Consider the following 21610-nt stretch of genomic DNA (forward strand, 5'->3'; position numbering starts at 1 on the left):
ATGAATTTTCTTGTCTTTTCTTTAAAAAATCTCTATAATCTATACTATGAGTATAGAAATAGAAAATAAATTACAGTTTCTTCACCAAGCATGGCCCAGTAATGCTATTTTAACCACGAGTGCGTTGAAAGCCAAAGGGTTCTCAGATCAACTTATTCAAAAATATTGCCATTCTGGTTGGCTACAGCGGATAGGTATCGGTGCTTTCGTGCGGCAAAATGATAAGGCTAGTTGGCAGGGTGGTCTTTATGCCATCCAGCATGATCTCAAAAAGAATATTCATATAGGCGGACTTACTGCGCTAGAGTTAAGTGGGTTAGCACATTATCTAGGATTAGCGCCAGAAAAAATAATTTATTTATATAACACGTCATCAACCAAGAGCAAATTACCTGGGTGGTTCATTAAATATTTTAATCAAAAGGAAATTTTTCATTATAAGCAATGCCATATTTTCGATAAAGAAATTGGTTTAAAAACACAGGCTATTGAAAGCTTAGAGATTCTTGTTTCTGAACCTGAGCGAGCTATATTAGAGTTGTTGTATCTTGTGCCAGAGATAGTAAGTGTTGAACACGCTGCAAATCTCGTTGAAAATCTTCAAACTATTCGTCCTGAAAAAATGCAACACATGCTTGAAAACTGTCGCCACATATTGATCAAACGATTATTTTTGTGTTTGTCTGATTTGTGCCAGCTACCTGTTTTGAAGCATTTACGTACAAATAAAATCACTCTTGGTTCGGGCGATAGAACAATAAACGTCGGTGGAAAATACTTCCCTAAGTATAAGCTGGTGTTGTCATATAGTGGCTCTGGTGATTTGGAGGAAGATATTAATGTATAGTGAAGAATATAAAAATCAACTCTCGCTTTTACTTAAAATATTGCCTTGTTTAAAAGGGCAAGATGGATTTGTAGTGAAGGGTGGCACAGCCATTAACTTATTTTATCGTGATTTCCCAAGGATATCTGTCGATATAGATTTAACTTATACCAATATAGAGAATAGAGAAAGTACCGTTGAAAATATGAATCGTTTGCTCAATGAATTTGGGGCATTAATTATTAAACGAGTACCAAATGCGAAGCTTAATAAGCAGCTATCAAAAAACAAAGATTACATAGTAAAACTAATGGTTTCTGATAAAAAATCTATCGTAAAAATTGAGCCAAATTTTGTTCTTCGAGGAACAATTTTTGATGCGAATAGGTTGCCTGTATCTAAAAAAGTAACCCAAGAGTTTGGGGAGTTTATTGATGAAATTCCTATTGCGTCTTTTAACGATGTTTTTGCAGGTAAAATATGCGCTGCTCTTAATAGGCAGCACCCAAGAGATTTGTTTGACATCAAATTATTATTTGAAAATGAAGGTATAACGGATTTACTGAGACAAACGTTTGTAGTCTACCTTGCTTGTGATTCAAGACCAATTCACGAACTCTTAAATCCAAATTATTTGGATATTTCTTCGCTTTATGCGCGTGAATTTAACAATATGACGGCTGAACCAGTACCACTTAATGAGTTGGTTGATGTTAGATCAAAGTTAGTAAAAGAGCTATTAGTGACTCTCACTAAAAACGAACGGAATTTTTTGCTTTCAATAAAGCAAGGCGAGCCGGATTATTCGCTGCTACCGTTTAAAAATTTAGATAAATTACCTGCTTTGAAATGGAAAGTTATTAACGTCCGCAAAATGAGCAAGAAAAAACACGTAGTAATGCTGAATAAATTAAGGGAAGTGTTAGAGGTGTAATGCGATGACAGGAAAGGAGATGGCTATGTTTAACGCCACCAGCCCAATAAGTGTGATAATTGACATTATTACACTTATTATGCTATAGTCATTTTATCCTTATTTTTAAGATATTTTATATGGCTATCCTAAATATCAATGGGCACAGAATTAAGGTTCGTTGGTTTGAGACCATCTTGCCTTTGTGGGACATGTATGGAGATGTTCGCCGTGTTCCAAGAAATATCTATAGTTTCCATGCTGTGTTTGCTGCATTTTGTGTAGCATTATTTGCATTACCATTAATGTGGTTGTTATCACACGTTCCGTTTATTTGGCCAGAGATGCTGGGTGGATTTGCTATTACTATTTGTATTTGCGTTGGCATGAATCCCTATCAAGATTACTTTAGAGCGCTGGTTGTTTTAGCCATAGTCAGTGTGTTGCTTTATTACAATGTTCAATTTGATGTCAGAATATTTGGTTTTCATGTTGAACATTACTTGTATTATCTTGTAATACTCGCTTGCTTGGCGACATTATTACGACGATTTTATAATCGACTTTGCTGGAAACAAATCGATAGTATTTGTGCTAAGTACGGCATCCCTTATTATGACCAAAAGACGTTAATGGATGCTCACGTTGGTTACGACACGCATTACGGTGAAAAACAAAAAGCTTATGATTCCTATCAAGCCGCAGTAGATGCCGATAAAGAAAATCAAACAAACCAATAGGAGTGGTATTATGTCGCATAAAATACCTCGCCCCTTGTTTGACACGACGGAATTTACGGAGGACACGCAATGCCCAGCAGAATTTAATGCGCAGGATTTTTCTGCTGCAAAGCAATTTTTAATCGCTTATAAAGGTAGTTACGCTACGTTTAACACCTATCGACGAGAAGTCGAACGATTAATGCAATGGTCGTGGCTTGTTGCTAAAAAATCCCTTCGTGAACTTCGGAGACAAAACTTAGAAAAGTATATCCAATTTTGTCAAAAACCACCGGAAAAATGGATTGGACTTAAAAAACCACCTCGTTTTATCGAAAAAGACGGGGCTAGAGTCCCAAACCCTACGTGGCGACCTTTTGTAGTCTCCGTCTCTAAATCAGCACATCGCAAAGGGGAAAAACCACAGATTAAAGATTTTGAATTCTCAAAAACAGCTATTAAAGATTTATTTGCGGTTTTAAGTACATTTTATAATTTTTTAATTGCTGAAGATTACACAGAGGTTAATCCAGTTTTGCAAATACGTCAGAAAAGCCGATTTATTCAAAAGACACAAACAGCAACTAAAATAAGGCGATTAAGTCAATTACAGTGGAATTATGTTATTCGCGCTGCCGAAGATATGGCAGAACGTAATCCAGAGCAACACATGAGAACCTTATTTATCATGAATGTGTTATTTGCCATGTATCTTAGAATTTCTGAGTTAGCTGCAAGTGATCGTTGGACGCCTAAAATGTGTGATTTTTATCGTGATCACGATAATCACTGGTGGTTTGTTACCGTGGGCAAGGGCAATAAAAAACGGCAAATTGCTGTCAGTGACGCTATGCTCAAAGCACTTAAACAATGGCGCAAGTATCTAAAGTTATCCCTTCTACCCTCTCCAGCCGATCAATCGCCTTTATTACCAAAAACAAAGGGAAAAGGCCCCATTACCAGCACCACCTATATTAGACGATTAGTACAGTCTTGTTTTGATGTTGCAATCATTCAATTGCATAATGATAAGAAGAAAGAGGAAGCCGAATCGCTGCTTGATGCGACCGTTCATTGGCTGCGCCATACTGGCATTTCAGAAGACGTTAAAACACGCCCAAGAGAGCATGTTAGAGATGATGCTGGCCATAGCTCAAGCGCGATTACCGATCACTACATTGACATAGAGCTACATGAACGCCACGCTTCAGCAAAGAATAAACCAGTAAAACTAGAAAACAAAAAGCCAAACGATTAAAATTAAAAACTACTTACATCAAATGAATACCATTATTTTTCGTATTTTGAAAAAGCTGTCGTCAGCCCATCGCGGTACGGATCAATGCCTTCAATACGATCATTCTCTTTTAGTCTGTGAATAACCTGCTTATTTCCTTGGTTCACACGAGCATCTTGATTTATTTCCTCAATCATTTCTGCTGGCGGTTGAATATTTAATTTTTTAAGCACATCGAAGAATGGTTGTAATGTATCAGGATGACTGGGTTCGTAGTTCAAGTTTAACCAAAATGGCTCATCGCAGCCCTCTTTATTAATCACCATAAAAAATCCTTGAAGTGGTCTATCCCATCCCATCAGAACATGCGTTTTTTTGCCTTCATGTAATGTGTAAAAGTGATGCTGTGACATGATTCTATTCCTTCTGATATTGCGGTAATGCCGATTTTGATTTGAGCAGAATCTTAGCCTCGCTCTTCTAAGGGATTGGGATCAAATCGCCCTTGGTAAATAGGCTCTTTGAAGTAATAAGCCTTTTTACATCGTATTGGCCGCATCCCTTTAATAAAAACATATTGTTCATCTTCTGGCATTTCACGGATATCGTTAAAATGAATCAGGTCAGTAGCCGTTTCAGAAACGCTATAACTTTCAGAGACCGATGGGCGTGCCCCTTTATGTGCTGTGCTGGTATTTCGAGAAACATTTTCAGTGAGCACGGTGGTTTTATCACCCAATTTTTGAATCCATTCAAGTGTTTTAATATCATCACTTCCAAGGAAATGTTTCACTGGCATTCCTTTGAAAATCGCGTCATCGCGATACACTTCCACTTGTCCAATGGTTTGAAAAGACGCCCACACTTTAACGCCGCGAGAGCGCATAGTATTGATCACTTGCTCAACGTCAGGACTATAACCAAACTGCCCCAATTCATCTAACACAAAGCAGTAATCTTGCTTGAGTTGTGATGTTGGTGATTGAATCAATTTCACTTTGATAAGCGCCATTACAACACGAACCATGCGAGAGTAGGCTTTAATCATGTCTTCAGGTAGAACCACGTAAATATCACATTGACCGCTAACAAAAGACTCTAAATCAATTTCATCTTTAGTAAAAATGTTCCGAACATTATCACTGCGAAGCCATTGCAATTGACGATACACGGTTGTTTTCATACTGCCTGATTCATCGCCACCTGCAACTAACATTTGCGCCGCTGCCGCACGTGCCTTATTTGAACCTTGCTTCATCCTTTTAATGACGTTATCTTCTGTATCATTGGCCAAATCAATCCACCAATCATGCAAATCAACTAAATTCATTTTATCGGGCTTACTGTAAAACTGGTCAGTATAAAAATCTAAAACACCTTCTAAAATAATTTGTGCATTCTCACTAAAATGTGCTTCTGTCTCACTACGGACTTCTTTATCAACCACATACAGTGCTGCTGACAAAGCAGAAATATACCGATCTTTTAACAAAGGATCACTATTATTGACATAAGCTAATGGATTAATGCTATGTGTTTTTATATCCAACCCAAGCGTTTTTAGCACCTGAAAAGGGTCAATAATAAAAACTTCTCGGCCAGCATCGATGGCTTTCTTTGCAGTAATTGCGCATAACTCTCCTTTTATGTCAGTGATGAGTTTATTAATTTGTAAATTATCAAGGATAAATGGCACTAACAAACTCGATGTTTTTCCACCGCCGCGATACGCTAAAATCAAACGATCTGTCAGTTTATTCATGCGAATGTATCCAGTACGATCTTTTCCGATTAAACTGCCTGTCTCAGATCGAAGTCCATATTGGCTAATATCTTTAGGGCTTGCCATACGCGAAGATCCTAAATTGCTTGATGTGTCTTGTGAGTCACGCTGCACACTCAGCTTATAAACACGTAATCGCCATCGAATAATGAGAACCATCGTTAACAAGAAAGCCATAATCAAATAAATCGGCCAAGCTCCAGATAAGTAACTTTTAAAATAAATCGGGAAACTATAGCCCATTTGTTGGGTGACCATTTTAGCAAAGTACATTTGAATTAAAAATTCAACCATTCCCCCTAATAATGTTCCAAAAAACACGGCCATGCAGACATTGATGATATATAAATTTCCCGTGTTATGTTTCATTCGGTAATAATTAAGGGTAAACAATCCAAGAATAACCACTATAAAATATAAAACAGCTAATAGTGCATGTGGATTATAGGTTGGCATATGCCGATGATGAACAAAATCAGTGACTCGAATAATATCGATTAATGCGAACGCGGCGATTGCTAAAAGAAAATAAATAAGCCCTATTTTTAAGCCAATCAATCGCTCTTTGTGCTTATATTTTCTTGAGTCTAAGCCCCAGCTTCTTAATGATAGGTTGCTCATGCCCCATCCCATTTTATAAAGCTATATGACCAAAAATATCGGTTATAGAGATAAAAATTATTCATTATCTTCTTTTTTATTAACACGGGATTTTCTCGATTTTTTACTCGCTAAAATCATAAATCCGCTTGTATAACTGTAACCAAAGCCATAACTATAGCTACCAACAGACGGTTTCAACCATTTTGTTAAATGTGTCCCCTTCTGTTCAATTGGGCCACACTGAAATTGACCAACACCAGAGGTGATCGGCGTAACGGATTCCACCACAAAACCATCGTCTTGAACATGAATCAGTAAATTGTTCATGGCCTCATTTGTTTTTTCGAGATCAACGTTGACGAACAATCCATTGTCGTCAACGTTTACGATAGCTTGCAGATAAAAACTTTGTTTCATGCGTCATTATCCATCTTTTTACCCCAATAACGGCTTTCTTCCGATTTTGACATGGAATACGCTTGCCAATAGGTTTGGCAGTTTTCACCACTGGTTGGGTTATTATGGCAAGCACGATAAGCATTTTTTGCGAGTGTCGTTTTTGCTTTAATTTGTTGTTTCCAAAAATCGTACCAATTAACGCCTTTTAGCTTACCATTATCATCCCATGTGGGCTGACTCTGTCCCAACCAAGCTAACGCCTCACTATCACTCACATTCCAAGCATTTTTGATGCTTTTTTTAGAGCCTGTTGCAGTCGAGACCGGTGCTGTTGGTTTTTGTCCACTAATGTTAGAAAGCCCATTGTTTATTTTACCCAGATCAGTATTTAACTGTTGGCAACCACATAACAAAGCAAAAACTGATACGATTCCTATAAAGCTCGCTGATTTCATCATTTCAATATCTCCCTGAAGGGTTTAAGAAAAGTTATAATAAAGACCCAATGTAAACACATTAGCGCCATGACTATTACCATTACCTGGTAACGGGTAATGCGTTTGATAATACGTGTACCCTATTCTTGCACTGACATTAGAACGCAAATCAACGTTCACGCCTAATCCAAAATTATACGCGCCTTTGTTTAGGCTGCCAGATCGGCTATCCGCACCATTATTAGCGTTATATTTATAATTCGTGAAATTAAAACCATACCCCGCTTTACCATAAAGGCTTGCCGTATATTGATACCCCGAAAGAACAGGGTAGCTGACTATGCCATCAAGGCTAAGGTTATAAATGGAAGCGCTATAAGATAAAGGTAAGGTTGATGAACCGCCGTTATCTTTTAATTTTCCTAATCGTTGAAAATTAGCCTCGACACTGAGGTAATTATTGAATTTATAACCACCAAATAAACCGAAATCCATTGAATCACTATCAATGTTTGCGCTATCGCCTGATACGGTTACGGTATTATCAGTAAATACGCTATAGCCTAAATTTAATCCTGCGTAAAATTTTGATGGCAGATCATAAGAAATATTATTACTGCCGCTATTTTGATAAGGATCGGGAACATCAGCATACGCTTGTGCCATTAAGAGCATACCAGAGATAATCGCAACAGGTACGGTTGGTTTGTGTTTAAATATCATTGCAATGCTCCTATTTCACATATTCATTAGAGGTTGTGCTGGGATACGGTAATCCGATATGATGTTGTGAACGATACGGCCCTGGTAATACCATGTCCCTCGTCAACAAAATATTAAAGTTAGCACCTGGTCTAATTTTTAATGTGGGCTGTATGTTGATATTTTTTTCAACTAACTGTGCCCCTGTTTGACTCATTTGCTGGCCAATCGCGCCGTAAATAATTTGTTGGTTCGTCAAAATGCCGTTGGCTTGTTGGGGTTGAGACAATTGTCCTAGCGCGCCAAACATAGAAAACATGAGGGCGGAACCAAAAATACGGGTGTAGTGATTGTCAACTAGGTCATGCAAGCCAGCCATGCCCATTAAATCAACACCAGGCTGTCCTTCTAAATCAAAGCTATCGCCATCGGGGTAAATTAATCGTGACCACGCAATTAATATGCGGGACTGACCGTAAGCGACCTTACTGTCATACGCGCCGATAATTCTTGTGCCTTGTGGTATTAAAAGATAATTGCCCGTCACCGTATCATAAACATTTTGAGAAACCTGTGCGGTAATCTCTCCTGGTAAATCAGAATCGATGCCGGTTAATAGGGTTGCCGGAATAATGGTGCCCGCTTTTACCTCAAAAGGCGATATAGGTTTTGTCAGTTTCGAGTTTAAATAAAACTTATTATCTTTTTGACTCGCTGATTGCAAAAAGGCTGTTTTTTCACTTTGCATATTTTGTTGTTTATAATTACCACTCTGCCCTAATCCGCTTAATGCAGATTGTGCCATTGCGTTCAATTGATTTTCTTGATTAGCTAATCCGTTTATGCCACCCGAATATGCGCCGGTTCCACCTTGCCCCATTAATGCTTGTCCGGTTGGGCCATGATAATTATTAACCACTGAAATGTTAGATCGCGCCGCCTGCAAGGCGTTTTGATCGTTTGGAGGAGATTGGACAATGGTTTGCGGTACATTTTGATTTTGTTGTTCAGGTTGTTTTTGTGCCTGCTGTTTCTGATGCACTAATACCCCATCGCTTGTATCACGATTCAATTGATTAATGGCAGCTTCCGCTGACACCCCATTTTGCTGGTTGACCAACGTGTTTTGTTTTTGAGGTTCGACTGTATGGCCTTTTCCGCGATAACTAAAAATCATAATCAACACGAACAAAAAAAGGATCGCAAGCCCCATCACCACCGTTATAAAAAGTTTGGGTGAAATACCAACGCCTTTCGGTGGCTTTTGATCAACCGCGCTGTTCATCTCATCTTGTTTGTCGCTCATGGTGCGTCTCCTACCCTTGAATATTCTGGTTGAGAATTTCAACACGGACTTGGTCGCTGCCTTTTCCAGAAATCAACCAAGCACGACTAAATAAGCCATCAATCACAAAATAAGGTTTTTCGTAACGGTAATTGACCATTTGCATTTTTTTATTGCGCGCCAAATACAATACCGGCAAACTAAAGCGTGCTGTAATGGCTGGCATCTCGATATAGGTTTTGTTGCCATCATCAAACACACGTAATGGTCTCCATGGCGGAGAATCCCCTTTAATTTTGTAATTAAAGTTAACATGGTCTAAATCAACATTGGTTCCGCTAGACAGCGATGTTGAATCGATGACTTGAGACGTTGCATCGCCTTGTTGAATTTGGTTTGCCCGCGCAATATTATCAATCATTGTTTCTTCTGGATAATAAAAACGGAGTACCGAAGTGCCTGCCCCAGCTTTTGCAACCAGACCAATAAGATAGGTGCGCTTGTTGGTACTAATCGTCATGTCGGTAGACATGTTATTTTGAGTTGGTTTGACTTCAATTGAAATTGAAGCGCCTTTCCCTTCGCCCGTCACAAACGCATTGGTTTTCCAATCCTGTGTATTGCCTAATCCATAGGAATTGAGCTTTTCGCCTGATTCTAGTTGCACAATACAAAAATGGTACATTGAACACGAAATAATCGGCTTAGAATCTTCACTATAAGGATAACTGATCCAACCATTCCCTTTTACGGTTTCCAACTTGCCGGTTTTTTCATATTGTTTATAAGCCTTCACAATAGCAGGATCATTCCCAATGCCATAAGTTGCTTTCACGCTGGGTAATACCGGCACCTTGACCGTTTTATTCACCACCTGATTCGGGTTAACAAAATCATCGGGGTTATATTTGACAATCGGTTGGTTGGTACAACCGCCGAGTAGTGCAGCACCAAGCCCCACTGTGACTAATAAAAATAAACGCTTACTCATTATTTTACTCCTGTCCAAGAAACATTAGTGACGTAAAACCCAAATGGATTGTTTTGAAGAATAAATTCGTTTTGTGATGGCGCATCCCATTTAAAATCAAATTCGCCAACAAATTGCTTCTGATACAACGTTTGACCGGATTGACTGTCTCTCGATATTTCTGTCCAGCCCACTTGGAATGCTTGATTCGGTAATTGGTTAACATAGTTAACGTTAATTGAAATCGTTCGCTTATTAACAACCGTGTAGGGGTCGCGCTCTTTAAAAAAGTTATCAAGTTCTGTTGTAGCTGCGCCTTTTGTTAATGCGTAGGCTTTCTTTTGATTGTTTTTTTCAATATACCCATCGACACTAACGGCGCGTGCGCTTTTTACAAAATCTTGTATGAAGAATTTGGCAAGCGCGGGCTTCATGGTGTCAAAATTACTGCTACTAGCTGCGCCCGTATAAATCACTTGCCCATTTTGCACTTGCACAACATAAGGAATGTATTTTGATTGGATGCCAATATAAATAATGCCGAGAATACATAGGCCGACTAATAGCAACAGCCTAAAATTTAGTTTCCTGGATTTTTCATAGCGCTCTTCCGCATTGCCGTAAATATCCAACCAAAGCGCCCTGCTCTGCAAATAAGGATTATTTTCAATTTCACCCGAATGCTGTTTTATAAAACGCTCTGCTGCACTGATTTTTTGCGACTCTGAAGACGCTGCTTTTTCCACCTCATCCGATTCACCCAATCTTTTAAATTTTAATTTTGAGATCAGTGGCAAAGCCTTTAGTTTATCCCAGTTTACTTTTTTAAATTTAATGGCCATACGTTTTCCTCATTACTTTTTAACCTGATTTGATTTAAAATCTCCACCAGGGCTACTGGCTTTGCTCGCTTGCGCTGCCTGTTGCGACATGCGCTGCGACATCTTAGCGTTGAATTTTTGACCAAAACTCATGTGTTGATTGGCTTTCATGACGCTGTCTTTGATAGAGCCGCCCGCTGCTGCGCCGACATTCATTGCGGCACGACCTGCCGCATGATGCCCTCTCATACCACTTTGCACGCCTTGAGCAACTGACCCAACAGACTGAGCCACCCCTTTACCCACCTGACCGAGTGCTTGTGCGCCACCGGCACCCATCGTTGCTGCGGTCATTGCGGCTCTTGCGCCAACGCCACCCGCTGTCATTGCAGCACCAACAGCCGCGTCACCGTAACTTCTAAAGCCACCGACACCGGATAATCCTGCAATAAAAGGCGGTACATTTTTAACGACCATGTAAAAGACGATCACGGCTGCCATGACCACCAAGAATGGTTTTAATTCGTGTTGCTGTGCGGCCTGCCCAATAAGGTTTGCCCAATCCTGTCCGATCTGAACGCCAACACCCATGATGAGATAAAACACCAACAATTGAAGTCCAATACCGATCACCGCTTTAAAATAATTCATTGCAATGGGGCGCACGACTTCATTCGCGCCAAACGCAAACATTAATCCACTTAACGAAATCAAGACGTAGCTTTTAATTAAAATAATGGCAATTTCAGCCGCTAGTAATGCGTAAAGAATGATGATGGCAATGAGAATCGCGCAAGCTAGCAAACTACCAAAGGGGTGCGTTATCCAACCCCAATGGCTAAAGTTATCCATGATGGCAAAGCCAATAGAAACGCCCTGCCCCATCACAGAGGATGGAGTTAACGAAGTGATCCCCGATGACGTTGTGCCAATGGAAATAAATCCATTAATTAACTGTGGCATCCATGAACCGCCAAATAATACTAAGGTGTAAAAAACTGAAATGGTAAAAAATATTTGGATGGTTTTAACCGTTGCTTCAATGGGATCACCTTTAAACATCAGCCAAACGGCACTAATCACAATCTGAAGGCCAGCCAAATAATAAAAAAGCCCTTTTGCTAGCTCTTCTATACGCGTGTAATCGTGTTGCAAGGCCTGCAAAAATTCTTGCAGAACTTGATCTAAAACACCTGTGCTTACCGCCGCGTGTAACATATTATTCCCCGTTTCCAAATTGCGGAATCAATCCGAATTGGGATTTACCTTGATACTGGGGATAAGCAGAACCCGACGTTTTTACCACCGCATCCACCGATTGTTGTTTAGCCGCGTCTTTTTGTGCTTGATAGGCATAGTATTCCGCCTGTGCATTTGCCTGTGCCATCATCGTCGCTTTAAGCTTTTGCATTTGCGCAATTTGTTCTGCCGCAATTTCATTACCGACTTGCAATGCTTGCATACGCCCTTGTGGTGTCTTGGCTTTTTGCGCTAATAGTTGATCCAGTGCTTCTTCTTGTGATTGCTGCTCATAACTCGCGTTGATTTGATCTATGACACCGTTCATGGTGTCTTGATTCGTTTGCACCCATTTTTGATACTGGCCAGAATAATCGGTTGTTCCCCCTTGTTCGCCGGTATAACCTGGAAATTGTTTTTTAAATTGTTGATCGACGTTTGATGCAGAATAAGCTAATGCATTGCCCTGCTGCATCGCACTCGCTAATTGGTTTAACGATTGCCTCGCATTATCCCAATTCTGACCGGATAAGGTTTTTAAGTTCGTGGCCTGATACTGTATGGCTTGAAGCTGGTTTTTGATTTGTTGTACTTGCTGTATCACCATGGTGGCTGTTTTTAGGGAGGTCACTAAATTCAGTTTTGCATTCACTGCATCTATCACAGGTAGCATCGCAAAAGCAGACTGGTAAACAGTCAAACTTAATAACGATACAACCATAAATACTTTACGTAACTTATGAAGTTTAAGCATGATTATCTCCTTGGAAATAACATTTCTCCGCAAATTCTCGCCACTGCGTTAAGCCTTTATAATCCAACCAATCCAGTATCCAACGCTCATCATCATCTCGGTGTGTTTCTTTAAATTTTTGTACGTCTTTTTCTTTGGATACCCCGAGAAACGCCAACGATAAGGGATCAAGATCAAGCTGTATTAAACGGTTTCCAATGGGTGAGGTGAGGTAATAATCGCGTTTAGGAACGGCCAAACCAATCATGGCCACTTGCTGTTCGTTTAAACCAAATTCCAAATATTTTTTAGCCACTGATTCGTCATAAATATTATGATTGGGTAAATAGAATTTTGTGGGGCACGATTCTTTAATCGTGCCGCTAATTCGTGAGGAGGTAACGTGTTCAATATTTTGTGAAATAAAGCCTACCGCCACATTAAACTTACGTAACGTCAACAACCAATCTTCCAACATATTTTCAAATATTTTGTGTCGTAAGAACGACCACGCTTCTTCAAGAATTAAAATCGTTGGTTTTCGATCTTGAAATAATCGTGTCAGACGATGAAAAATAGCGCGCACAATCGGAATGTAAATGGATTCCGGTAATTTTAATAACTCGCCCATTTCCATGCCGATCACAGAATTATTGCCTAGTCGATCATTTAACCCATTCATCATTTTTTGAATAGCGCCACTGTTAAAACTGTCAATGGCTTGTCGGATTTCTTGATCTTGAATATGGAGCAAATCAAGCCGAAGATTTTCTTTACCGCTTTTTACTAATGCCCGCAAAGACTGATCGACTTTTTCTTTTTTATCCGGCGTAATGTCCACTTTTTGTAACTCGCAAATTTCACATAGCCATTCCACTAAAAATGTCATTTCTGCTTCAAACTCTGCTGTGCCTTCTTGTAGACTCGCCAACATCGCTAGCGGCGCAAACTGAGCACCACCATAGACATCAAAATAATCGCCGCCCAGCGCTTTAAGCCAAACACGATTTGAATAATCTTTATCAAACACAACGATACGAGAACGTGGATATTTTCTAAATTGACAACCAATTAATCCCAGTAGCGTTGATTTACCCGTACCCGTTGGGCCAATAATCATGAAGTGCCCTACATCACCAACGTGCAAATTCAGACGAAACGTGCGAGAACCTTTGGTACGCACATAAATTAAAGCGGGCGAACCTTTAGGATAAAAAGGACATGGCGCGGTTCGACTCCCCTGCCACACAGAAGACGTAGGAATAGCATGAGACACATAAATACTATCCACCAAAGGCTTACGAATATTATAACAACCGTGGCCTGGTATTGATCCTAAATAAGCTTCAGTGGCATTGAATGCTTCATCGCGGATTTTAAAATTCAGTGTCTCGATCGTTTTGGTAATTTGATTAGCAGCAGCTTCTAGTGTAGTGCGATCTTCATTCATTAAAATAACAACCGATGTCATAAACCCATAGCGGGCCTCGCCTGAACTATTCTCTTTAATCGCTTGGGAGGTTTGATATTTGCGTTCTTCTGCGGCTTCATCAATTTGTGGCGCAATCCCCATCGCCATTTTGATTGAACCAATTAATCCAATGGCTTTATTCGACCATCGGCTTTTCAGTGATTTTAAATACTTCTCAGCCGTTAACTTTGATAACGGGATAAAGCGTGATGACCAACGATACTCAAAACCTAAATAATTAAGTTCATCTAAAATGGCGGGATACGTGTACTCTGGTAAATCATCAATAAAAAGCACCTTAATCCATTTTTTACCAATTTTCGGGATCACGCCGCCAATAAAATGTTCTGATGAGAGATAGGAATCCAGAAAATAGCCTATTTTAGGTGCTTTTAATTGTTGCTGTTTCCCCGTGATGGTCTGATGTAGAAAAGTAACCAATGCATCCTTTCTTAACCGCTGTAAATGATTTAATTCGACGTTTTCTAGTCCTTTAATAGAATCATTGTCAACACCAGAACTTGCGTTGGTGATTTTTTGAAACTGAGTTAAAAATCGCTGTACCGTATTTTCAAAATAGGCATATTCATCATCGATACTTTTGGTTTTTTCCTCTGAATCTACAATAAGCTTAGATAATTTTTTCCCGAGTTGATCGGTGGGAACATAACTAATAGACAAATAACAAGTGGACTTAAAAAACGTTTGATCCTGCTCGAAATTAAATCGCCTTGCGTCATCAATTAAAGCGGATACGGTATCTGGAAACGTTTGTGCATCCGCATATTTTTTATCTTCCTCACTTAAAAGATTGGTTTCAAACATCCAACCATCATCAAGTAATCCTAATGCCTGAAACACAGCATAGGCATTGGCATCTAAAATTGCACCGGTGGAAGAATCCACGTCTTGAGCGATATAGCTAAAATGGGCTGAAAATGCCGCATCCTTATGAATAACCGTCTTCTCATTAAATAAATACCCAAAACTTAACAGTTCTGGCAGTTCTCGGTTTCGCCGTAATTTCAAGAAATTTTCATGGTGTCTGTTTTTCATATCATTAAAACCTTGCAAATAAACTTAGCGGAACTGTTTGCACTTTTCGTGTTTTTTGTAGGTTTCCCGCATAGCCTTGTGCTAAATAAAAACGGTTTTGCACTAAGAAACGGCTGTTTTTTCTAAATACGGCGACGCCTTGTGGGTCACGTTTTGCAGAAAAGCGCAGCAGGTAGATAGTGCCAATAAACCCTGCTATGACTATCAACGTAGGCCAATGCGGTAATACGCCCATCAACGCCCAGCCCCAAAAAAAGCAAGAGACAATCACCAAACTGCGCTCAGCACCCATGATTAAAATGGTGTCCGATAGCGCCCGATTAGTTTGTCTTGCTGTTCCACGCATCGCTTTTCCCCCTTTAAATAACTAATGCACCACTAAAACTAAAGAACGTGGATAACAGCGTCACCGCGCCAAAAGCAATAGAAATACCCAAAGCGGCTTGTACAAATTTCTTAGCGCCACCTTGTAAATCCAGAAATGCCATTGACAGACCCGCAATAACAATGGCAATACCAGCGCAAGCATAAGCAACTGGCCCATCAAGCGAATCCATGATTTTCGTCAGTGTTTGCGCCCAAGGGTATTGCGCAACGGTTGAGGCTTGTGCTGATGCGGCAAAAAGCAAACACATCAACGCGCCTGATAGTTTATATAAACGTCTTTTCATAAGAACTCTCCTATTTGTTAAGCGACTTGAGTAAACTCAAATTTTTTACCGTTAAATCCCTTAATCGCTGAAATGGATTTAACTTCCCGACCTGCTTTATGCTTGGAATTTCGTACCACGTTAATTAAAACATCGACTGTTTCCGCGACGAGATCATTCGGCGGTGGCACATTCGCCTCTTGCGCAAGTGAAATGAGCCGTAACACCGAACTTTCTGCGGAATTAGCGTGGATCGTCGCAATACCACCAGGACACCCTGTATTCCAAGACTTTAATAAATCTAGCGCCGCCGCATCACGTACTTCACCCACCAAAATACGATCGGGTCGTGAGCGCATCGCTATTTTAAGTAACGTGGTCATCGATACATTCTGGCTCGTCACCATAGACAATACATTAGGCATTTCGCATTTAAGTTCAGCCGTATCCTCTAATACCAGTACGCGCTGTGATCGATCACAAATCTCACTCATTTTTTTAACAATCGCATTGGAAAGTGTCGTTTTACCCGTACCAGGGCCACCAGATACGATAATATTTTTACGCGCTAGCAATGCGTCACAAATAAAATCAAATTGTGCTTTATTAATGATTTTTTTCTTCAAATAGTCTTCTAGTGGATAAACAAATTTTGCGGGTTTTCTGATGGTAAATGAGGCGCGATCACTGATTGGTGCAATCGTCCCTTCTAAACGTTCGCGATTAAAGGGCAGCAAGGTTTCAAGATAAGGATTTTCAAAATTCAGAAATAAATCTTGTAGTCTTGCAAGCTGCAATAAAAAGTTTTGTGCCTCAAACTCCCCTATTTCAGAATCCTTAAACATCCCTTTTGATCTTGACTCAAACCAGACAGAACCATCAGGATTTGCCATGATCTCGGTAATGTCATCATCTTGCAGTGCTGCACAGATACGGCTCCCTAACATTTTTTTGAGAAAGTCAATTTTAAGTTCAGCCTGTTCTTGGTTCTTAGCCATCATAATCTCTATTGCTGTTTTTCTATTTCAGCGTTGCTTTCATTTTTTTCAATGCTATCCATTGCCTCAACGTCGCCTGTATGAAATTTTGGGATGGAATAAACGTATTTTTTACCATCTGCGTCTGTTACTTCTTCTTTTTCAGTTTTAACTTTGGCGGTTAGCCTTAAACGTAGCCCTGGCCGCGCATAGTCTTGAATAAATTGTGCTGCATTACCCCAAACCACTACAGATAACCACTCGGTATATTCTTCCGATTGTCCCGCGTCATTTTTTTGTATTTCATCGACAGCTAATACGATATTGGCAACCAATTTGTCGTTATTCGTTTTTCGGATGACTGGTATTTCTTTTAAACGGCCAATCACTTCTAAGCCAGCGCCAGTACCTTTACGTGTCTTCATTTTTTGACTCCTGGTGGTTGTGTTAAAACGGGTTGTTCTTTATTTATTTCATTTAATAAAAGCCAAGCGTTATCAGCACGAATCAATTTACGACGGCTGAATTGTTCGGAATTATTTAGTAACCAATAATGCTTGATACTCTTGTCCACTAACTCATTAAAAACTGTGCTGTCACTCATATCCCTGCTCCTATAAAATGGGCTGGGTATAGCGCCTTGATGCGAGCACACTCAAGACGCACCCAGAACCCCCGCTGTTTGGAGGATTGGTCGCGGCTACCAACATCACAGGGTGGCAATGTTGTCCTGCTTTGAATAAAAAATGGGGCACGCAAAATAAGGCGACTTTCAACGCTCTTGTTCCCATTTTTACGAGAAAGCCACATGGCGTCGGCGTGCCCCAGGTGACGCACGTTTGTGAAATTTTGTATTTTCCTACGACGCATAACATCCACCCTACTCGTTTATCCATTCTGGAATACATTCAATGAACTCATGCTCTTCCAAGCTATGAGCAAGCCTTACAATTAATTCCGCTGTTAAGTTTCTGCCTGATTTTTTCGAGCTTGTTTGTAATTTTTTCTTAAGCGCTTTGGGTACTCGCGCAAATATACGGCTATCTCGGCTTTCTAAGTTGCTATTTATCAGCGACTTCTTTGACATTCTCTGCTCCTATTTGATTGTCATGTAGACCAAAAAAGCTGTCTCCAATGGTCAAATTTTTTTGGGTATTAGGATTGAGAATCGCGGTGATTTTATGAGGTGTATAGAGATTTATAACAAGCCATGTGCTACTATCACACCTGCAAAATCAGTTTAGACGCTGCTTTCTGCAATTCTCGCTTGCTAGGAGGTTGTCGCTTCCTGGCAAGCCCTAAAATTCCCTTCGTTCCCCTTTTAAACTGCTAAGCCTTTTAATCTATCGTTAATTATACTGTGACAAATTATTTTGTCAATAGGACAAAACTGTTTTACATATAGCAGTTTTACTTTGTCCTTGTCAACATTTTTTGCTAAATTAAATAGTATTATGGGTCAACCAGAGCAAAGTGCTCCTATTATCAATGAGTTATGGAATTAATGAGTACAGAAAAACTCAATACGCTTTCAGAGAGGCTATCGTATGCTCTGGATAGGCTTGGTATTTCACAGGCAGAACTTGCCAGAAGAATCAAAGTGAAGCGGCAGGCCGTGCAATACCTCTGCACGAGCGGTACGAACAAGTCAAAATTTGCTTACGACATCGCTGAGGCGCTGGGCATTAGCGTGGACTGGTTGGTCGCGAGCAAGGGTGAAATGATGTTAAAAGAATCCCCTGAACAGCGCCTTCTATCAGAACAAAAAGTAGTGCCAATTTTAGATTGGAACCAAATTAATGCCTGGCTTAGCAATAAGCTGGATAAATTTACACTCGCTAACTGGACGACTATACATGAAAAATTGAGTGACAGCTCCTATGCTCTAAAACTGAAAGATAATTCCATGTTTCCTCGATTCGATTCAGAAACAGTGATAGTGATCGATCCAACCATCTCCCCTACCCCACCCTGCTTTGTTGTGGCCTATATCAAACGAATGCATGATTTTGTGTTCAGACGATTAACCAAAGAAAATGGGCAATTGATGTTATATGCCTATAACGAAACTGGGTACAAACAACTCCCTTTGCTCAAGGAGGATCAAGTATTGGGTTGTCTGGTGGAGGCGAAATGGTCGGTGCTTTAATTTTATTAGGAGGCGGTAGCTATGTTTAAAAAACTTAAATTATTTTTGCTGTGGCTCAGTTACAAAACGGCAGAAATGCGAAATGTATACAGCCACAAAGCAGTTGGTCAGCGCCAACGAAAAGACGGCATTACATTAATCATGTATAGCATTTTAGGTAAACGTGATTTATACGACGTGCCTATCAGTGAACTCATGGACAATAAAGCCTTGCTGGAACGATTTCACCCTTGTCAGACAGCAAAATTTGGCGCTATTGCGCTAGGCGATGTACTTTTTTCTCTGCCACAAGATCAGCGAGAAAATCGCTATAAAAATATTAAAGATCAGATGCTCCCGCCGGATGATGAAAATAATCAACCAGAACCGGAAGACAAAGAATCTGGTTCCGAGCAATCTGAAAAATAACTAGGTGTCATTATGAGCACAGCCAAAACCATAGACTTCAAATTTTCTAAAGCCCAGATATTATTAACCACTTTGTTTCTGGCAACCAATTTTACCTATTTTACAATGGCACCGCGCATATTGCATATTTTTAACTTATATGAGCCAGGCGGCATTCTCATATTTCCGTTCACCTTTTTATTGTCGGATGTCATCACAGAAGTTTACTCCTACAAATACTCACGATTTCTCATTTGGTGCGTCATATTAACGCTGGGGATATTCACTCTGTTCGCCTGGATATCAATGATGATACCGACAGCCGTTGTGAATTACGGGTATGTTAATGTATTTGATAATTACCCTAAATTATACATGGGCGTTGCCATTGCAACATTTTTTAGCTTTTTTATTAACAATTACATTATTTCAAAGCTGAAAATAAAGATGGACGGTAAATTGTTTTGGCTAAGATCAATTATGTCTACCTCGGTTGGACATGCTGTTTTCTCAGCTACCTGGGTCATCATTTTTCACTGGCATGAGATCGGCTCTTTAGCTTTGCTGAAGCTTATTTTAGATATGTATCTCTGGAAAATGACCTTTGAGATTATAGCAACGCCTGTTGCCGCTTTTGTCTCTCGCTGGCTCAAGAAAAAAGAATGTGATGTTTACGATACAAACACCAATTTTAATCCATTCAAGTTATAAGAGGATTCCCTATGAACGCAAACTTATATAGCCACTTTATGTTTGATACAAAAAAACAAAATCCCCTTATTCTGCTGGACGATGGAAAAATATTTACCTATGAAGATGTCGATCAAAAAGTAGCGCAATACTGCAATTTCTTTTCAAGCATTGAATTACAGTTAGGCGATAGGATTGTGCAACAAACCGAGAAATGCTTAGATGCATTATGTGTTTATTTGGCTAGCTTACGGTTTGGGGCTATTTATATCCCTTTAAACCCATCATTTCAAAGCGAAGAACTTACTTATTTTATTGAAGACGCGGAGCCATCTTTATTCGTTTGCTCTCTTGAAAAAGAAAAAACAGTTGTCGAACTTATCAGAGCAAAAGGAATCCCCCTTATCTTAGAAACGCTTGCAGAAAACGGCAGCGGCTCAATACAGAAAAAGGTCAGTAATTTTGGCATTCATTTTGACACTGTAGAACAATGCGAAAATGATATCGCTTGTATTTTATATACGTCAGGCACAACCGGACAACCTAAAGGCGCGATGCTTTCCCATAAAAACTTACTTGCTAATGGCAGAGCACTCAAAGACTGTTGGGGATTCACGGAAAGCGACACCCTGCTCCATATGCTGCCTATTTTTCATTGTCATGGTTTGTTTTTTTCTTGCCATTGCGTTTTACTAAGTGGTGCTAGCACCATCTTCTTACCAAAACTTGATATTGACCTTGCAATTAAACATTTACCTAATAGTACGGTCTTAATGGGTGTTCCTACTTACTATACGCGGTTATTGGGCGATGGGCGATTTACCCCTACCCTAACGAAGAACGTGCGATTATTTATTTCTGGTTCAGCACCGCTACTTGAAAAAACATTTTATGAATTTGAAGAAAAATTTGGCCAACGAATACTTGAGCGTTATGGCATGACAGAAACAGGAATTAATACGTCAAACGCATTACACGGAGATCGCATTCCTGGTTCCGTAGGCTTGCCATTACCTATTACTCAACTACGAATAGTGGATGATGAAGATAACGAGACAAAAGGTAATGATGCAGGGCATATACAAGTAAAAGGCGATAATGTCTTTGGCGGTTATTGGAAAAAAGAGGACAAAATAAAGGAATCATTCACTCAAGACGGTTATTTCCGCACGGGTGATGTTGGGACTAAAGCTAACAATGACTACATTTCTATTGTTGGCAGAGCTAAGGATATGATTATTACAGGCGGTATTAACGTTTATCCTAAAGAAATTGAAACCCTAATTAATAAAATGGACGGTGTTAAAGAATCGGCTGTGGTTGGCTTACCTCACTCTGATTTTGGTGAGGCAGTTACTGCTATGATTGTATTAAAACCTGGCTCTACAGTTCAAGCTAGCGATGTTATTTCTAGCATCAAGAAATCATTAGCCAACTATAAAGTCCCTAAAAAAGTACTTTTCATTGATGATTTACCGAGAAATGCTATGGGTAAAATACAAAAAAACGTGCTCAGAAGCCAATACAATGATTTGTTTTCGTAATGTAATTAAAGTTAATAAG

General features: G+C 39.7%; 26 protein-coding genes. 8 read left to right on the top strand and 18 right to left on the bottom strand.

The genetic code is table 11. The annotated features are described in order from the left end of the window. Positions 1-46: 46 nt before the first annotated feature. The 4 genes from COV52_09690 (at position 47) to COV52_09705 (ending at position 3716) form a co-directional block, all read left to right on the top strand. Complete coding sequence (locus COV52_09690) at positions 47-847, top strand: hypothetical protein (GenBank protein ID PIR10221.1); 801 nt, start codon at positions 47-49, stop codon at positions 845-847. Then, positions 840-1760 carry a hypothetical protein gene (locus tag COV52_09695; protein PIR10222.1) on the top strand — a complete coding sequence of 307 codons (921 nt, stop codon included), beginning with the start codon at positions 840-842 and terminating at the stop codon, positions 1758-1760. Before COV52_09690 ends, COV52_09695 begins: the two co-directional genes overlap by 8 nt. Positions 1761-1879: 119 nt before the next feature. Further along, a complete protein-coding gene (locus COV52_09700; GenBank protein PIR10223.1) occupies positions 1880-2479 on the top strand; it encodes a hypothetical protein in 600 nt (199 codons plus the stop codon). Between the two features lie 10 nt (positions 2480-2489). Then, positions 2490-3716: an integrase gene (locus tag COV52_09705; GenBank protein ID PIR10224.1), complete on the top strand. Its 1227-nt coding sequence runs from the start codon at positions 2490-2492 to the stop codon at positions 3714-3716. 32 nt (positions 3717-3748) lie between these two features. On the opposite strand, the gene COV52_09710 is transcribed toward COV52_09705, so the two are convergent. From COV52_09710 to COV52_09795, 18 genes are read right to left on the bottom strand one after another with little or no spacing between them, the layout of a single operon-like run. After that, complete coding sequence (locus COV52_09710; protein ID PIR10225.1) at positions 3749-4108, bottom strand: hypothetical protein; 360 nt, start codon at positions 4106-4108, stop codon at positions 3749-3751. Between the two features lie 53 nt (positions 4109-4161). Then, the gene (locus COV52_09715) at positions 4162-6111 is read right to left on the bottom strand and encodes a hypothetical protein (GenBank protein PIR10226.1); all 1950 of its coding nucleotides are present in this window, start codon (positions 6109-6111) and stop codon (positions 4162-4164) included. Positions 6112-6156: 45 nt separating this feature from the next. Beyond that, positions 6157-6498, bottom strand: a complete 342-nt coding sequence (locus COV52_09720) for a hypothetical protein (GenBank protein PIR10227.1) — start codon at positions 6496-6498, stop codon at positions 6157-6159. After that, entirely contained in the window at positions 6495-6938 is a 444-nt protein-coding gene (locus tag COV52_09725) for a hypothetical protein (GenBank protein PIR10228.1), read from the bottom strand. Before COV52_09725 ends, COV52_09720 begins: the two co-directional genes overlap by 4 nt. Positions 6939-6959: 21 nt before the next feature. Further along, a complete protein-coding gene (locus tag COV52_09730; protein ID PIR10229.1) occupies positions 6960-7640 on the bottom strand; it encodes a hypothetical protein in 681 nt (226 codons plus the stop codon). A 10-nt stretch (positions 7641-7650) separates the two neighbouring features. Further along, entirely contained in the window at positions 7651-8925 is a 1275-nt protein-coding gene (locus COV52_09735; GenBank protein PIR10230.1) for a hypothetical protein, read from the bottom strand. Positions 8926-8935: 10 nt separating this feature from the next. After that, entirely contained in the window at positions 8936-9895 is a 960-nt protein-coding gene (locus COV52_09740; GenBank protein PIR10231.1) for a hypothetical protein, read from the bottom strand. Beyond that, positions 9895-10716, bottom strand: a complete 822-nt coding sequence (locus tag COV52_09745) for a hypothetical protein (GenBank protein ID PIR10232.1) — start codon at positions 10714-10716, stop codon at positions 9895-9897. Before COV52_09745 ends, COV52_09740 begins: the two co-directional genes overlap by 1 nt. Before the next feature lie 12 nt (positions 10717-10728). Continuing rightward, positions 10729-11913: a P-type conjugative transfer protein TrbL gene (trbL, locus tag COV52_09750; protein ID PIR10233.1), complete on the bottom strand. Its 1185-nt coding sequence runs from the start codon at positions 11911-11913 to the stop codon at positions 10729-10731. A 1-nt stretch (position 11914) separates the two neighbouring features. Then, a complete protein-coding gene (gene trbJ / locus COV52_09755) occupies positions 11915-12688 on the bottom strand; it encodes a P-type conjugative transfer protein TrbJ (GenBank protein ID PIR10234.1) in 774 nt (257 codons plus the stop codon). Next, positions 12681-15194: a hypothetical protein gene (locus COV52_09760; protein ID PIR10235.1), complete on the bottom strand. Its 2514-nt coding sequence runs from the start codon at positions 15192-15194 to the stop codon at positions 12681-12683. Before COV52_09760 ends, trbJ begins: the two co-directional genes overlap by 8 nt. 4 nt (positions 15195-15198) lie before the next feature. Then, positions 15199-15540, bottom strand: coding sequence for a hypothetical protein (locus COV52_09765; protein ID PIR10236.1), 342 nt, complete (start codon positions 15538-15540; stop codon positions 15199-15201). A gap of 13 nt (positions 15541-15553) precedes the next feature. After that, positions 15554-15865: a conjugal transfer protein TrbC gene (locus tag COV52_09770; protein ID PIR10237.1), complete on the bottom strand. Its 312-nt coding sequence runs from the start codon at positions 15863-15865 to the stop codon at positions 15554-15556. A 17-nt stretch (positions 15866-15882) separates the two neighbouring features. Continuing rightward, entirely contained in the window at positions 15883-16845 is a 963-nt protein-coding gene (gene trbB / locus COV52_09775) for a P-type conjugative transfer ATPase TrbB (protein PIR10238.1), read from the bottom strand. Between the two features lie 5 nt (positions 16846-16850). Beyond that, positions 16851-17246 (bottom strand): hypothetical protein, encoded by a 396-nt coding sequence (locus COV52_09780; GenBank protein ID PIR10239.1) that lies wholly within the window; start codon positions 17244-17246, stop codon positions 16851-16853. After that, a complete protein-coding gene (locus tag COV52_09785) occupies positions 17243-17425 on the bottom strand; it encodes a hypothetical protein (GenBank protein PIR10240.1) in 183 nt (60 codons plus the stop codon). The genes COV52_09780 and COV52_09785 overlap by 4 nt, the downstream gene beginning before the upstream one ends. Further along, positions 17422-17691 (bottom strand): hypothetical protein, encoded by a 270-nt coding sequence (locus COV52_09790; GenBank protein PIR10241.1) that lies wholly within the window; start codon positions 17689-17691, stop codon positions 17422-17424. The genes COV52_09785 and COV52_09790 overlap by 4 nt, the downstream gene beginning before the upstream one ends. A gap of 10 nt (positions 17692-17701) precedes the next feature. Further along, on the bottom strand, positions 17702-17908 hold the full coding sequence (locus COV52_09795) for a hypothetical protein (GenBank protein ID PIR10242.1): 207 nt from the start codon (positions 17906-17908) through the stop codon (positions 17702-17704). A 408-nt stretch (positions 17909-18316) separates the two neighbouring features. Between COV52_09795 and COV52_09800 the strand changes: the two genes are divergently transcribed. The 4 genes from COV52_09800 to COV52_09815 are packed head-to-tail and all read left to right on the top strand — an operon-like array spanning position 18317 to position 21591. Then, entirely contained in the window at positions 18317-18970 is a 654-nt protein-coding gene (locus tag COV52_09800; protein ID PIR10243.1) for a hypothetical protein, read from the top strand. Between the two features lie 21 nt (positions 18971-18991). Further along, complete coding sequence (locus tag COV52_09805) at positions 18992-19378, top strand: hypothetical protein (GenBank protein ID PIR10244.1); 387 nt, start codon at positions 18992-18994, stop codon at positions 19376-19378. A gap of 12 nt (positions 19379-19390) precedes the next feature. Further along, on the top strand, positions 19391-20068 hold the full coding sequence (locus COV52_09810; protein ID PIR10245.1) for a hypothetical protein: 678 nt from the start codon (positions 19391-19393) through the stop codon (positions 20066-20068). A gap of 11 nt (positions 20069-20079) precedes the next feature. Further along, positions 20080-21591: a malonyl-CoA synthase gene (locus tag COV52_09815; protein PIR10246.1), complete on the top strand. Its 1512-nt coding sequence runs from the start codon at positions 20080-20082 to the stop codon at positions 21589-21591. The last annotated feature ends 19 nt before the right edge of the window (positions 21592-21610 follow it).

Source organism: Gammaproteobacteria bacterium CG11_big_fil_rev_8_21_14_0_20_46_22 (assembly GCA_002796245.1).
GTDB lineage: Bacteria > Pseudomonadota > Gammaproteobacteria > UBA12402 > UBA12402 > 1-14-0-20-46-22.

What these genes read in the sequence shown, in the direction of transcription:
- COV52_09690 (PIR10221.1), top strand. Translation starts at nt 47, where the DNA reads ATGAGTATAGAAATAGAAAATAAATTACAGTTTCTTCACCAAGCATGG.
- COV52_09695 (PIR10222.1), top strand. Translation starts at nt 840, where the DNA reads ATGTATAGTGAAGAATATAAAAATCAACTCTCGCTTTTACTTAAAATA.
- COV52_09700 (PIR10223.1), top strand. Translation starts at nt 1,880, where the DNA reads ATGGCTATCCTAAATATCAATGGGCACAGAATTAAGGTTCGTTGGTTT.
- COV52_09705 (PIR10224.1), top strand. Translation starts at nt 2,490, where the DNA reads ATGTCGCATAAAATACCTCGCCCCTTGTTTGACACGACGGAATTTACG.
- COV52_09710 (PIR10225.1), bottom strand. Translation starts at nt 4,108, where the DNA reads ATGTCACAGCATCACTTTTACACATTACATGAAGGCAAAAAAACGCAT.
- COV52_09715 (PIR10226.1), bottom strand. Translation starts at nt 6,111, where the DNA reads ATGGGATGGGGCATGAGCAACCTATCATTAAGAAGCTGGGGCTTAGAC.
- COV52_09720 (PIR10227.1), bottom strand. Translation starts at nt 6,498, where the DNA reads ATGAAACAAAGTTTTTATCTGCAAGCTATCGTAAACGTTGACGACAAT.
- COV52_09725 (PIR10228.1), bottom strand. Translation starts at nt 6,938, where the DNA reads ATGATGAAATCAGCGAGCTTTATAGGAATCGTATCAGTTTTTGCTTTG.
- COV52_09730 (PIR10229.1), bottom strand. Translation starts at nt 7,640, where the DNA reads ATGATATTTAAACACAAACCAACCGTACCTGTTGCGATTATCTCTGGT.
- COV52_09735 (PIR10230.1), bottom strand. Translation starts at nt 8,925, where the DNA reads ATGAGCGACAAACAAGATGAGATGAACAGCGCGGTTGATCAAAAGCCA.
- COV52_09740 (PIR10231.1), bottom strand. Translation starts at nt 9,895, where the DNA reads ATGAGTAAGCGTTTATTTTTATTAGTCACAGTGGGGCTTGGTGCTGCA.
- COV52_09745 (PIR10232.1), bottom strand. Translation starts at nt 10,716, where the DNA reads ATGGCCATTAAATTTAAAAAAGTAAACTGGGATAAACTAAAGGCTTTG.
- trbL (PIR10233.1), bottom strand. Translation starts at nt 11,913, where the DNA reads ATGTTACACGCGGCGGTAAGCACAGGTGTTTTAGATCAAGTTCTGCAA.
- trbJ (PIR10234.1), bottom strand. Translation starts at nt 12,688, where the DNA reads ATGCTTAAACTTCATAAGTTACGTAAAGTATTTATGGTTGTATCGTTA.
- COV52_09760 (PIR10235.1), bottom strand. Translation starts at nt 15,194, where the DNA reads ATGAAAAACAGACACCATGAAAATTTCTTGAAATTACGGCGAAACCGA.
- COV52_09765 (PIR10236.1), bottom strand. Translation starts at nt 15,540, where the DNA reads ATGCGTGGAACAGCAAGACAAACTAATCGGGCGCTATCGGACACCATT.
- COV52_09770 (PIR10237.1), bottom strand. Translation starts at nt 15,865, where the DNA reads ATGAAAAGACGTTTATATAAACTATCAGGCGCGTTGATGTGTTTGCTT.
- trbB (PIR10238.1), bottom strand. Translation starts at nt 16,845, where the DNA reads ATGATGGCTAAGAACCAAGAACAGGCTGAACTTAAAATTGACTTTCTC.
- COV52_09780 (PIR10239.1), bottom strand. Translation starts at nt 17,246, where the DNA reads ATGAAGACACGTAAAGGTACTGGCGCTGGCTTAGAAGTGATTGGCCGT.
- COV52_09785 (PIR10240.1), bottom strand. Translation starts at nt 17,425, where the DNA reads ATGAGTGACAGCACAGTTTTTAATGAGTTAGTGGACAAGAGTATCAAG.
- COV52_09790 (PIR10241.1), bottom strand. Translation starts at nt 17,691, where the DNA reads ATGCGTCGTAGGAAAATACAAAATTTCACAAACGTGCGTCACCTGGGG.
- COV52_09795 (PIR10242.1), bottom strand. Translation starts at nt 17,908, where the DNA reads ATGTCAAAGAAGTCGCTGATAAATAGCAACTTAGAAAGCCGAGATAGC.
- COV52_09800 (PIR10243.1), top strand. Translation starts at nt 18,317, where the DNA reads ATGGAATTAATGAGTACAGAAAAACTCAATACGCTTTCAGAGAGGCTA.
- COV52_09805 (PIR10244.1), top strand. Translation starts at nt 18,992, where the DNA reads ATGTTTAAAAAACTTAAATTATTTTTGCTGTGGCTCAGTTACAAAACG.
- COV52_09810 (PIR10245.1), top strand. Translation starts at nt 19,391, where the DNA reads ATGAGCACAGCCAAAACCATAGACTTCAAATTTTCTAAAGCCCAGATA.
- COV52_09815 (PIR10246.1), top strand. Translation starts at nt 20,080, where the DNA reads ATGAACGCAAACTTATATAGCCACTTTATGTTTGATACAAAAAAACAA.